The sequence below is a fragment of the Polaromonas sp. genome (genome assembly GCF_036676035.1).
Lineage (GTDB): Bacteria > Pseudomonadota > Gammaproteobacteria > Burkholderiales > Burkholderiaceae_C > Polaromonas.
In genome coordinates this window covers 65,966-78,261 of the sequence record NZ_JAKFDR010000097.1, presented here as the reverse complement: position 1 = coordinate 78,261, position 12,296 = coordinate 65,966, and the positions used below count along the sequence as shown (strand labels likewise).

Annotated in this window: 12 protein-coding genes; 5 read left to right on the top strand and 7 right to left on the bottom strand. The window is 65.6% G+C overall.

Annotated features, from left to right (window positions below; translation table 11 throughout):
• Positions 1-34 precede the first annotated feature (34 nt).
• Positions 35-1,267: an efflux RND transporter periplasmic adaptor subunit gene (locus V6M61_RS14125; protein WP_332777211.1), complete on the bottom strand. Its 1,233-nt coding sequence runs from the start codon at positions 1,265-1,267 to the stop codon at positions 35-37.
• Between the two features lie 90 nt (positions 1,268-1,357).
• Positions 1,358-2,206 (bottom strand): alpha/beta hydrolase, encoded by an 849-nt coding sequence (locus V6M61_RS14120; protein ID WP_332777243.1) that lies wholly within the window; start codon positions 2,204-2,206, stop codon positions 1,358-1,360.
• A 367-nt stretch (positions 2,207-2,573) separates the two neighbouring features.
• Here V6M61_RS14120 and V6M61_RS14115 point away from each other — a divergent pair, with 367 nt between their 5' ends.
• Positions 2,574-3,488 carry a LysR family transcriptional regulator gene (locus V6M61_RS14115; protein WP_332777210.1) on the top strand — a complete coding sequence of 305 codons (915 nt, stop codon included), beginning with the start codon at positions 2,574-2,576 and terminating at the stop codon, positions 3,486-3,488.
• A 50-nt stretch (positions 3,489-3,538) separates the two neighbouring features.
• Here V6M61_RS14115 and V6M61_RS14110 read toward each other — a convergent pair whose 3' ends face one another.
• Positions 3,539-4,639: a saccharopine dehydrogenase family protein gene (locus V6M61_RS14110; RefSeq protein ID WP_332777209.1), complete on the bottom strand. Its 1,101-nt coding sequence runs from the start codon at positions 4,637-4,639 to the stop codon at positions 3,539-3,541.
• Between the two features lie 150 nt (positions 4,640-4,789).
• Here V6M61_RS14110 and V6M61_RS14105 point away from each other — a divergent pair, with 150 nt between their 5' ends.
• On the top strand, positions 4,790-5,221 hold the full coding sequence (locus tag V6M61_RS14105) for an Lrp/AsnC family transcriptional regulator (RefSeq protein WP_332777208.1): 432 nt from the start codon (positions 4,790-4,792) through the stop codon (positions 5,219-5,221).
• 192 nt (positions 5,222-5,413) lie between these two features.
• Here V6M61_RS14105 and V6M61_RS14100 read toward each other — a convergent pair whose 3' ends face one another.
• The 4 genes from V6M61_RS14100 to purE form a co-directional block, all read right to left on the bottom strand.
• Entirely contained in the window at positions 5,414-5,848 is a 435-nt protein-coding gene (locus V6M61_RS14100) for a hypothetical protein (RefSeq protein ID WP_332777207.1), read from the bottom strand.
• A gap of 169 nt (positions 5,849-6,017) precedes the next feature.
• Entirely contained in the window at positions 6,018-7,019 is a 1,002-nt protein-coding gene (locus tag V6M61_RS14095) for an L-threonylcarbamoyladenylate synthase (protein ID WP_332777206.1), read from the bottom strand.
• Positions 7,019-8,275: a 5-(carboxyamino)imidazole ribonucleotide synthase gene (locus V6M61_RS14090; RefSeq protein WP_332777205.1), complete on the bottom strand. Its 1,257-nt coding sequence runs from the start codon at positions 8,273-8,275 to the stop codon at positions 7,019-7,021. The genes V6M61_RS14095 and V6M61_RS14090 overlap by 1 nt, the downstream gene beginning before the upstream one ends.
• A complete protein-coding gene (gene purE, locus V6M61_RS14085) occupies positions 8,272-8,778 on the bottom strand; it encodes a 5-(carboxyamino)imidazole ribonucleotide mutase (RefSeq protein ID WP_332777204.1) in 507 nt (168 codons plus the stop codon). Before purE ends, V6M61_RS14090 begins: the two co-directional genes overlap by 4 nt.
• A 144-nt stretch (positions 8,779-8,922) precedes the next feature.
• On the opposite strand from purE, the gene V6M61_RS14080 reads away from it, so the two are divergent.
• The 3 genes from V6M61_RS14080 (at position 8,923) to trxA (ending at position 12,255) form a co-directional block, all read left to right on the top strand.
• Complete coding sequence (locus tag V6M61_RS14080) at positions 8,923-10,140, top strand: YjgN family protein (protein WP_332777203.1); 1,218 nt, start codon at positions 8,923-8,925, stop codon at positions 10,138-10,140.
• Between the two features lie 24 nt (positions 10,141-10,164).
• Positions 10,165-11,274 carry a M48 family metallopeptidase gene (locus tag V6M61_RS14075; protein ID WP_332777202.1) on the top strand — a complete coding sequence of 370 codons (1,110 nt, stop codon included), beginning with the start codon at positions 10,165-10,167 and terminating at the stop codon, positions 11,272-11,274.
• Positions 11,275-11,352: 78 nt separating this feature from the next.
• Positions 11,353-12,255 carry a thioredoxin gene (gene trxA, locus V6M61_RS14070; protein WP_332777201.1) on the top strand — a complete coding sequence of 301 codons (903 nt, stop codon included), beginning with the start codon at positions 11,353-11,355 and terminating at the stop codon, positions 12,253-12,255.
• Positions 12,256-12,296: the final 41 nt, after the last annotated feature.

The window sequence follows — 12,296 nt, the reverse complement described above, 5'->3', positions numbered from 1 at the left end:
CGAGTTCTTCTTATTCAAGAGGTCAGGCGCCGAATCAGGACTTGGCCGCGACCTGGACCGGCTTCTCAGACTTGGAGAGTTCCGCCTTCGCGGACATTTCGACCGGCTGCGGCGCTACCAGTGCGCCCGGGCGGATGCGCTGCAAGCCATTGACGACGATGCGCTCGTTGGCCGCAAGGCCCCCCTTCACCACACGCAAGCCGTTGACGGAAGCGCCCAGCGTGACCTCGCGGTACACCGCCTTGTTGTCAGCCCCCACCACCAGCACAAACTTCTTGTTTTGGTCCGTGCCCACGGCGCGTTCGTTGATCAGCAGCGCGGTGCCCTTGGTGGCCTGCCCCATGCGGATGCGTGCAAACTGGCCGGGCATCAACTGCCCGTCCTTGTTGTCGAACACGGCGCGTGCGCGCACCGTTCCGCTCTTCGCATCGACCTGGTTGTCGACCAGTTGCAGCCGGCCTTCGAACGGCGTGTCGGTGCTGGCCGCGGTGCCCATCTGCACGGGAATGCGGTCCAGGTTGCGCGCTCCGGCAGCGCCGACACCTTTCAGCGCCTTGGCCACCACCTGCTCGTCGGCGTCAAAGCTTGCATAAATGGGGCTGACTGAAACGAGCGTGGTCAACACTGGCGCGCCCGGGCCGGCCGCGACCAGGTTGCCCACCGTCACCTCCAGCTTGCCGACGCGCCCGGCGACGGGCGCGCGGACCTGGGTGTAGCCCAGGCTCAGTTGGGCCGTCTGCAGGGCGGCCTGCGCTGCGCGCAGGTTGGCGTCGGCCTCACCCTTGCCGTTGGTACGTTCGTCAAACTCGCGCTTTGAGATGGCCTGCTCGCTCCACAGGCGTTGCGAGCGGTCATGCTCACCTTTGGCCTGCGCGACCCTGGCCTGCGCGGCTGCAACCTGCGCATCGGCGCGCTCCACGTCAGCGGCATAAGGCGCAGGATCTATGGTGAGCAGCAGTTCGCCCTTTTTGACGAGCGCGCCTTCCCGGAAATGAACGGCCTGAATGGTGCCAGCCACGCGCGAGCGGATGTCCACCCGCTCCACCGCTTCCAGCCGGCCGGAAAACTCGTCCCAGGCCGCCACATCGCTCTGCACGACCGTGGCGACGGACACGGGCGTGGCAGGCGGCTCATTGCTACCCGCGCTGGCTTGCGCCTTGGTACTTGGCAGGCCAAAGATGGCCGCGGTCACGGCCGTCAGTGCAGCCACTGCCGCCGCCGCGGCCCAGAGCCGGCGGCGCGGGGAGAAAAGGGAGTTGTTGTTCATGGTTTTGTCCTTTTTGGGGGTGAGTTGGTCCTTCCCGATGAGGTACACCGGGTTGGCGGGATGATGGAAAGCCTGTTGGCGGGGGTTTGTTTATGAAGGTGGCGGGGCGGCCGCCGCGTTGAAGAACGCGCGGAAATGCTGTTGCACCGTGGCCGCGCAAGCGCATTTGGCGCTCACGGTCTCGCACAGCGAGTCGGGCCAGCCGGTAACTGGCAGCACGCCCGAGGTCACGGCAATGCCGGCGCCCTGCAGGCGCTTGGCATAGACCAGCGCTTCGTCATGCATGGGATCGTCCTCGCCGGTCAGCACCAGCGTGGGCGGCAGGTTTGCCAGGCGCCGCGTGCGGCCGGGCACGGCATAGGGGTGCTCGGCGTCCATCGGGCTGCGCAGGTACTGTTGCCAGCCCTCGACCCATTTGCAGCAGGTGACGGAGCCCATGGCTTCGCGCAGCGAGGCCGTCCCCACGCAGGGATCCAGCATGGGCGCCACCAGGATCTGGCCGGCCAGCGGCGGGTAGGCACGATCGCGCGCCACCAGCGCCGTGGCGGCCGCCAGATTGCCGCCGGCTTCCTCGCCGGCCAGGAACACACGGGCGCCGGGACCGGCCAATTTGGCGCGGTGCTTGTACACCCATTCCAGCGCGGCATAACCGGTTTCCACCGCCTGCGGGAAAGGGTGGGCCGGCGCCAGCGGGTAGGCCACCGAGACCACCACCGCATCGGCCGCCGCCAGCAGACGGGCCATGCAGGCACCGCTGTCCAGATCGCCGGCCACAAAAGCGCCACCATGAAAGTGCACCACCAACGGCGCCCCGCCTGCGCGGCGCTGGCCGTAAATGCGCACGTTCACGCTCGCGCCGTCGGCCAGGATGATGGTGGTGTCGGTTTCCACCAGGGTCTGGGCCGGGTCGGCGGGTCGAGATGAAGAACGGGGCGGCATGGTTTTCATGGTTCAGGCATTTGGCCTTGAATTAATGGGCTGTGTAACGAATATAGGCCTACTGGTCTTGCGGATAAATCAGGTGGCTACCAGTTCTCTGTTTCCAGACAAGAAACAATGCCTGTGCAATTTGAAGCCGAACCGGGTGATTCCGACGGGTTTGCTGATATCTCTGAAATTCAAAAGGCTTTTCATATTGTGTACATCGTCCACAATACAATAGCATAGAAAATGGACGGCGTCCACATGAGGAGCTAATCGAATGGCAGACAGCACAATCAGTCCACCGGCAACACGGCACGCGGGCGTGGTCCCCATTTAAGGCAGCGAATCCCTTCTTATCAAAGAGAGAAAAAAAGGAGAGCAGATGGATCAGATTTTGTCCATGCGGGCCTTTGCCCGTGTGGTGGAAGCCGGCACTTTCACCAAGGCGGCGGACTCGCTGAACCTGCCCAAAGGCACGGTGACCAAGCAGATCCAGCACCTGGAGGCGCGGCTGCGCGTCAAGCTGCTCAACCGCACCACACGCCGCGTGACGGTCACCCCCGACGGCGCCGCCTATTACGAGCGCACGACCCGGCTGCTCAACGACCTGGACGACATCGAAGCGAGCATGACGAATGCCCAGGCCAAACCCAGCGGCCGGCTGCGCATCGACGTGGGCTCTTCGGTGGCGCGGCTGCTCATCATCCCGGCGCTGTCCACGTTTTATGAGCGCTACCCCGACATCCAGCTCGACCTGGGCGTGAGCGACCGGCCGGTGGACCTGATCACCGACAACGTGGACTGCGTCATTCGCGGCGGCGAACTGGTCGAACAATCCCTGGTGGCACGGCGCATCGGCAACCTGCAGTTCGTGACCGTGGCCTCGCCCGACTACCTGAAGCGCCACGGCGTGCCGCAGCACCCGAACGACCTGGAAAACGGCCACACCTCGGTAAACTATTTCTCGGCCCGCACCGGGCGCCTGTTTCCGCATGAGTTTGTGAAGGACGGCGAAACCATCGAACTGGCGGGGCGCTACAAGCTGTCCGTCAACGAAAGCAACGCCCATATCACCGCGGTCCTTGCCGGCCTGGGCCTCTCCCAGACCGTGACCTTCACGGCCGCGCCCTACCTGGCCAGCGGCGAGCTGGTGCAGATACTGGCCGACTGGACGCGCCCGCCGCTGCCCGTTTACGTGGTGTACCCGCCCAACCGGCACCTGAGCGCCAAGGTGCGCGCCTTCGTGGACTGGGCGGCCGAGCTGTTTTCGCGCCACCCGCATCTGAGCGGGGCCTGAGATCGGGTGCATCCCGCCCGACGCGGGCACTTTGCCGATTTAGGGCCTGCTCACGCCGCAGCGCGCTCCGCCGGATGTTCAGCGTAGACCATGCCAAAGCGGTTGGCCAGAAAATCCGCCAGTGCAATGTCTTCCTGCCTGACGAGGCCGCGCGCGGGTAGCCGGCCCGCCGCCAGCAGGTCCAGCGCGGCGCAGATGCCCGCGGTGGTGGTGATCTGGATCGCGCTGCGCAGCACGCCATCGACCGGGCGGCTGTAGACCTTGTGCGCATAGGTCTCCTGCATCAGCCGGCCTTCGCGCTGGCCGCTGACCGTCACGAACACGATCACCACGTCCTGCAGCGTCGTCGGCAATGCGTTCTCAAGGATGTCCTTGAGCACATGCCGGCGGTCGCGCAGACGCAGGTCATTGAGCAGCGCCTTCATGATGGCGGCATGGCCCGGGTAGCGAATGGTCTTGTAGTTGAGATTGAGCACCTTGCCCTGCAGCGTCTCGCACAGGGTGCCCAGCCCGCCCGAGGTGTTGAAAGCCTCGTAGGTCACGCCGTCGAGCGAGAACTCCTCGTGCTCGGCCAGCGGCGGCACCTGGCGCAACACCCCCTCGACGATGGCCTCGCAGGGCTCACAGTACTCGTTGATCACACCGTCGGTGCTCCAGGTCAGGTTGTAATTGAGCGCATTCGACGGAAACTGCGGCAGCGCGCCGACCCGCATGCGCACGCTGTGCAGCGTGTCAAAGCGGCGGCACAGGTCGGCCGCCACGATGGAGACAAAGCCCGGCGCCAGGCCGCATTGCGGGATCAGGGCCGAATGCGCCGTTTCGGCCAACTCCCTGACGCGCCGCGTGCTGGCTACGTCCTCGGTCAGGTCCAGATAATGCACACCGGCCGCCACCGCGGCCTCGGCAATTTGCGTGGTGAGGTGAAACGGCGCCGCACTGAGCACGGCGAACTGGCCCTGGAGTGCCGCACGCAAGGCGCCCGGCTCGCGCACGTCCAGCTGGCGCGTGAGCACCCGCGGCCCCTTCTTCACCCTCGCAAGCGCAGCCGCCGCCGCATCCACCAGCGTGACCTCGTAGTCGCCCGTGCCGCCCAGCATGGCCGCAATGGTTGACCCGATCTTGCCCGCCCCGACCACCATGATTTTGTTCATAACCGACTCCTTGTTGCACCTGTGGGCGCCTTGCTGTGTTTGTGTGCGCTTAATTCATTATGGGCAGGAGAGATGTCGGTTCACAGTTCTAATATGTGCAAATCGGAGTCATAATTTAGTTAAATAGACATATAAAACCCTACATTTCGCATGAACCTGGACGCCATAGACCGCACCCTGCTCAACGAGCTGCGGGAAAACGCACGCTGCCCCATGGCGCTGCTGGCGCGCAAGGTCGGGCTGTCACGCACGGCCGTGCAGGCCCGCATCACGCGGCTAGAGCGCGACAAGGTGATCGTGGGTTATGGCGCACGCACCGGCGACGCCTACGAGAGCTCGCTGGTGCAGGCCCATGTGATGCTGACCGTCGGCCCCAAGCTGTCGGGCCCGGTCGAGGCGGCCCTGCGCAAGATCCCCGAGGTGCGCATGCTGCTGTCGGTCAGCGGCACCTTCGACATGATCGCCATCGTGCAGGCCGGCTCCATAGACCGGCTGGACGCGCTGATCGACAGCATAGGCCTGCTCGACGGCGTGGAGCGCACCAACACCTCGGTGGTGTTGTCCACGCGGATTCATCGCTAAGGACACGCCGCAAAACTCCTCCCGTTCGGGCTGAGCTTGTCGAAGCCTATCCCACGCAGCCCTTTATCTTGGTATGGAAGGGGTTTACTCAGCAGTCCGCAACGAAGGCGGCGCCCCCCATGCTGTCATTCTGAGCAACGCGAAGAATCTTGCCAGCATACCGAGATCCTTCGCTGCGCTCAGGATGAGAGGTTAGGTTGCACTCTGGCGAGCACCTGAAGCCCAGAGGATGGGCTTGAATGTTGCCGAATTGTCCATTGGTTGAACACCGATGTCGCTCCTGATTGCGAGCAGCAGTTGTGCCAACAACTCATCATGCCTCGCCGGAGACTTGCTCGTATTGGAAATGGCGTTCTCGGAACGAAAGGCGTTGAGAGCCTCAATGACCGACTGAGGGGCAAAGAGAAGCAAGTTGTTGGTTGCCTTTGCGTAAAGCTTGTGCCCTTCAGGGGTGTCGTCTCCCTCGATGACTCCGCTCAAGCTCTCGACAAAGACTTTGTAGTAGCTGAGTTTCTCTTTGCGCCACTCGGCATCGCGCTCTCGACGTTTCGTCGACCAATACGTGAACGCTGCCACAAGAAGGCCACCGATCAGGCCAACGATAGACGTCGCAAGGGCTGCGGTCATTGATGCAACCTACGTGATTTAGACCGCAAACCTGCGGCATAACATGGCTGACAATTCATACCGGTCACCTCCGCTCTCTGTTGTAAATTATTGGTTTTTATCAGTATTTCCCGATTGCACCAACGCTGAACGCGTCAACAACGACACCCAACCCCGCAAACCCGCCCCCTCAAGCCGCCGCAGCCCGCGCCAGCCGGTCCCGCACGCCTTCCCACTCGGGGGTGTCGGGCGGGGTTTCTATCCAGATCAGCTTGACGCCCTGGGCATCGAAGTCGCGCAGCACGGCAAACAGCTGCTGCGCGGTGGCGGTGGCGTCGTCCGGCATGCGCCGGTACAGCACCTGGCTTGACTTGATGCGCACGATGGCGCGGGCATAGACGGCGATGTGGGTGGCGTCCGCGCCCAGCAAATCAAGCGCGGTTTGCAGCGCGCCGGCGTCCATCAGCCGCACCTTGGCGTCGGGCGCGTAGTGGGCCTGCAGCGTGCCGGAGGCGCGGGGCGTCGGGGCGGCGCTGCCGGCCTGCGCCAGGGCCGCGAACTCGTCTTTGCCCAGCACCGGCTCGCCGCAGGCGGCCTGCAGCTGGGCGCGGGTCAGCACGCCGGGGCGCAGCAGCACCGGGCGGCCGCGCGTGCAGTCGACGATGGTGGATTCGATGCCGACCGCGCACGGCCCGCCATCGAGCACCAGCAAGGTGTCGCCGAACTCCTGCCGCACATGCTGCGCCGTGGTCGGGCTGACGCGGCCAAAGCGGTTGGCGCTGGGGGCGGCCACGCCGGTGGCGCAGGCCTTGAGCAGCGCTTGCGCCACCGGGTGCGCGGGGCAGCGCAGGCCAATGGAGTCTTGCCCGCCGGCGGCGGCGCCGGCCACGCCGCCCTTGCGCGGCAGAATCAGGGTCAGCGGGCCGGGCCAGAAGGCCTGCATCAGGCGGGCCGCAAAAGGGGGCACGCTGCTGGCGTAGTCCGGCACTTGGCTGGCGCTGGCGACGTGAACAATCAGGGGGTGGTCCGCCGGCCGGCCCTTGGCGGCAAAAATGCCGGCCACGGCGCGGTCGCTGGAGGCGTCGGCCCCCAGGCCGTACACCGTCTCGGTCGGAAAGCCGACCAGCTCGCCCGCCTGGATGCGGCGGGCGGCCTCCAGAATCGCTGCCGCGTCATGGCCGGAGCGGATCATCAATGACCTTCCAGCCCCTGCAAGCCCAGAATGGTGGCCGCCTGGCGCGCCGTGGCCTGCACGCCGGCCACATCGGTCCCGGTGATGTTGAGGTGGCCCATCTTGCGGCCGGCCCGCGCGTGCAGCTTGCCGTACAGGTGCAAATGCGCGCCGGGCAGGGCCAGCACGGCCTGCCAGTTGGGGGTGTGCTGCTGGCCGTCGGCCCCAAACCACAGGTCACCCAGCAGGTTGAGCATGATGGCCGGCGAATGCTGGCGCGGCGCGGGCAGCGGCAGGCCGGCCAGGGCGTGCACCTGCAGGTCAAACTGCGAGGCATCGCAGGCGTCCAGCGTGTAGTGGCCGCTGTTGTGCGGGCGCGGCGCCATCTCGTTGACGACCAGGGCGCCGTGCTCGCTGCCATCGTCGATGACGAAAAACTCGACGCACAGCACGCCCACGTAGCCGATCTGGCTTGCTATCGATTCAGTAGCTGCTCGCGCACGTTTGGCTAGGGATGAAGGCATATTTCCTTCATAAGCGTGGGTCACCGCCAGGATGCCGTCGACATGCACATTGCGCTGCGGCGCAAAGCTGACCACCTCGCCGGCCCAGCCGCGCGCGACGATCACCGAGCACTCGGCCTTGAGCGGCAGCAGCTGCTCCAGCACGCAGGGCACTTGCTTGAGTTCGGTCCAGGCGGCCAGCAGTTCGTCACGGGTCTTGATGCGCACCTGGCCCTTGCCGTCGTAGCCCAGGCGCGCGGTTTTCAAAATGCCGGGCAGCAGCGCATCGGGCACCGCCTGCACGGCGGCGGCGCTGTCAATCACGGCATAGGGCGCACAGCTCACGCCCGAGGCGCTGGCGCAAGCCACAAAGTGGGCTTTTTCAGCAATGCGGTCCTGGGCAATCCCCACGGCGGCGGCGCCCGGCGCCACCGGGCGCGTTGCGGCCAGCGCGGTCAGGGCCTGGGCGGGCACGTTTTCAAACTCGGTGGTGATGGCGTCGCACTGCGCGGCCAGCTGCGCCAGCCCGGTGGCATCGTCGTAGGCGGTTTGAATGAAGTGGTGGCTCACATAGCCGGCCGGGCTGTGCGGGTCCGGATCGAGCACGGCAGTGAAGTAGCCCAGCCGCTGCGCGGCATGCACGAACATGCGGCCCAGCTGGCCGCCGCCCATCACGCCCAGCGTGGCAGGCTGGCCCGAGGCCGAAACCGTGCCGGGGAAAATCGGAGAGACCGGCAAAGTCGGCGAAATTGGCGAAATCGGAGTGGGGCTCATGTGGGCGGCAGCGTCATGGCGCGGGCGGCGGCGGTTTGCTCCGCGCGGAAGGCCTGCAGCTTGTCGGCCAGCGTTTTGTCGTGCGTCGCCAGCATGGCCACGGCAAACAGCGCGGCGTTGGCGGCGCCGGCGTTGCCAATTGCAAAGGTGGCCACCGGCACGCCCTTGGGCATTTGCACAATGCTGTGCAGCGAGTCGACCCCCTGCAAATGGTTGCTGGCCACCGGCACGCCCAGGATGGGCACGGCGGTTTTGGCGGCCAGCATGCCCGGCAGGTGCGCCGCACCGCCGGCGCCGGCAATGATGGCCTGCAGGCCACGCCCGGCGGCTTGCTCGGCATAGGCAAACAGCTCGTCGGGCATGCGGTGGGCCGAGACCACGCGCGCCTCATGCGCCACGCCAAACTGCTGCAGGATTTGCACGGCATGCTGCATGGTGGTCCAGTCGCTGCTGGAGCCCATCACCACGCCCACGAGGGGAGTTTTCTGATCTGTCGTTGTCATCGTTTGCCTTCCGGGCCCGCTGTGCCGCCCATGATTACCTGCCAATAGCAATAGCGATTTTACGGGCTGCCCATGCAGCGCTCTCCCACGTACACTTCAGGCGGGCCACGTCATCACGCTTATCTGGGTGCACAGGGAGGTTTTTTGGACACGTCATCACTTTCACCGGCTGCAAGCCAGTCTGCATCGGGTTACAGGATTCGGGGCATTGAGAAACACCGCGTCCGCTTCACCGGCAAGGGCGGCGCCTACTTTCGGCTCTGGCTGGCCAACCTGCTGCTGATCATCGTCACGCTGGGCATTTACACCCCCTGGGCGCGCCGGCGCCGCATCCAGTATTTCTACCGCAACACGCAGCTGGGCCAGGACCCTCTGGACTTCGTCGCCTCGGGCAGCAGCATGGCCAAAAGCTTTTTGCTGGTGGTGCTGGTGTATGCACTGATCAACATCATGTCGTCGCAGGGGCTGAACACGGCCGTCAACGTGATCACGCTGCTGATAGCGGCGGTGGTGCCCTGGCTGTGGCGCAGCGCGATGCGCTTTCGCCTGGGCAGCACCACCTGGCGCGGGCTGCGGTTTGAGTTTCATGCCAGCACCCGCGAAGCCTACACCGCCGCCTGGCCGCTGCTGGGCGTTGCGCTCCTTCCCTTCCTCCTGTTCCTGCTGCCGGAGTCCGCGCCCCCCGGTGCCCGGGGCCGGGGCAATTTTGCGTGGACAACGGCGCTGGGCGTGGGCCTGGCGGTCATGCTGCTGGGCGGCGTCGTACTGATACGGCTGCGCTTCAATTTCCTGCGGCTGCAGATGACGCGCACCTCGCTGGGTGGCCAGATGGGCGGTTTCAAGGCAGATTTCAGTGATTTCCTGAAGGTCGGGCTGGTTTGCCTGGGCGTGGCCATGCTGGCCTGCCTGGCCGTGGTCGGGCTGGTGTTTGGCGCCACGGCCGGGCTTGGCGGCCTGATGCGCAGCGCCGGCATGGCCAGCAAGGCCATGATGGTTGCGCTGGGCCTTATCCTCGCCATCCCGATGCTGCTTATCCCGGTCTACATCACGCTGTCCGTCTGGCAGGCGCTGGTGTTTCGCACGGTCTGGAATCACGCCGGCCTGTCCGGCATGGCGCGCAGCAAATGCAAGCTGAAGACCCGCAGCTTTGTGCTGCTGCGGACCAAAAACATCTTTCTGACGCTGCTGACGCTGGGGCTGTACCGACCGTTTGCCGCCCTCAGCGAGTACCGCATGAAGGTTGACTCGGTGCGCCTCTACACCCGCGGCGACGTGAATGCACTGGCCAGCCGGCTGGCCCAGCAGAAAAGCAGTGCGCTCGGCGACGCGGCGGCCGATCTCGCCGGTTTTGACCTGGCCTGAAGCGCACCCCTTGCCGCGAATGCCATGCCAGACAGCCCGCTGATCCGTGCCCGCTTTTTTGATGGCCGCAGCAGCCAGCCCATTGCCTGCCTGCTCAGCCTGTTGCCGACCCGGGGCAAGCGCGGCGTGGCCCTGCGCCTGCATGCGCTACCGGGGCAGCCGGGGGCGTCAGGCCCGCACGCCACGCGGGGCCTGGCCCTGCGCGAGTTTTCTGCCTCGCAAATCGAGTGGCCCGATGCGGGCGACACCCGCGTGGCCGTGATCCGGTTTTCAGACGGCAGCCAGGCGCAGACCGACGACCCGCAAGGCCTGGCCAGCGCACTCAGGGCCGCCGGCTACCGGCGGCAGGGGCTGCACGCGCTGGCGCATGTCATGGCGGGCAGCTGGCGCGCACTGCTGGCCGGCGCGGCCGTGTGCACGGTACTCACGCTCGGGCTGTGGCTCTATGGCGTGCCCCTGGGCGCCCGCGCCATCACCCACTTCATACCCGAGCGCTGGGACACCGAACTGGCGGCGCGGGCGCTGCAGACACTGGACCAGGCCTGGCTCAGGCCCTCCAAGCTGAGCGCAGAGCGGCGCGCGCAGATCGGCAGCGAATTTGATGCCCTGGTTAAAAAAGCCTGGCCCGATGGCTCGGCGCCACGCTACAGGCTGGAGTTTCGCTCCACCCGCTTGGGCCGGGGTGGCGCCAACGCCTTGGCCCTGCCCGGCGGCACCCTGGTGATGACCGATGAGCTGGTGGCGCTGGCCGAGCCGGCCGCCCTCATGGGCGTGCTGGCGCACGAGCTGGGGCACGTGAAGGGCCGGCACGCCACCCGCATGGCCGTTGAAGGCTCGCTGCTGGGCGCCACCGTGGCGGTGATCACCGGCGATATCACGTCCGTGCTGGCCACCGCCCCGGTGCTGCTGGCCACGCTCTCGTTCTCTCGCAGCCACGAGACCGAGGCCGACTGTTTTGCACTGCAAACCCTCGCGCGGGCAGGCCAGAGCGCCGAGCCGCTGGCCCGGCTGCTGGAAACCATTGCCGGCAAGCAGAAGGCAGGTGCCGCAAGCGTGCTATCTTCCCATCCAAGCACGCCAGCGCGCGTGCAGCTGATACGTGATGCCGCCGCCGCAAAACGCCAATGCGGCTGAAAGGCCAAGCGACTGCGAAGCCGGCGCTGCCCTGCCACTTGTTGAAAACCCTTTTCCGACCCTTATCTCCTCAGTACCATGATCGACGTCACCATTGCCAACTTTGAACAGGAAGTCGTTGCCGCTTCCATGACCACCCCCGTGCTGATCGACTTCTGGGCGCCCTGGTGCGGGCCCTGCAAGTCGCTCGGGCCGATTCTGGAAAAGGTGGAAATCGAGTACGCCGGGCGCTTCAAGCTGGTCAAGATTGATTCAGACCAGGAGCAGCAGCTGGGCGCGGCCTTCGGCATCCGCAGCATCCCGACCTGCATCCTGATGATGAACGGCCAGCCGGTGGACGGCTTTGCCGGCGCCCTGCCCGAAGGCCAGGTCAAGGCGTTTCTCGACAAGCACCTGCCACCGGCCGAAGAACTTGAGGCACCGCAAGAGGAGCTACCCGCCGCCGAGGCCGACACCAGCCCCGAAGCCGTTCTGGAAAAGCTGCAGCACGCGGTGGCAACCGACCCGGCCAATGACAATGCGCGCTTTGACTATGTGAAGCTGCTGCTGCAGCGCGGCCAGACGGCCGAGGCCAAAACCGCGTTTGCACCGGTGGCCAGCAAAGCCGCGCAGGACCGCCGCTTTGGCGCCCTGCAGTACTGGCTTTCCGCTATTGATTTAATAGCTTCTCACGCTGATCCATCAGGGGTGAAAGCCGGATTTGATGCAAGAATTTTGGCCAACAAGCGCGATTTTGAAGCCCGCTACGGCCTGGCCCAGCTGCACATGGCCGGCCAGCAATGGACGACGGCCATGGACGAGCTGCTCGAAATCCTGATGCGCGACCGCAGCTGGAACGACGAGCTGGCGCGCAAGACCTATGTCGGCATTCTGGAAATCATCGAGCCCCCCAAAGTGAAGGTGGCCGACGGCCAGATTCCGCCCGATGACCCGACGGTGGCGACCTACCGGCGCCGCCTGAGCAGCGTGGTGCTGAGCTGAGAAAGCGCAGGCCCCCTGCGCGAGTTCATGGCGGAAAGAAG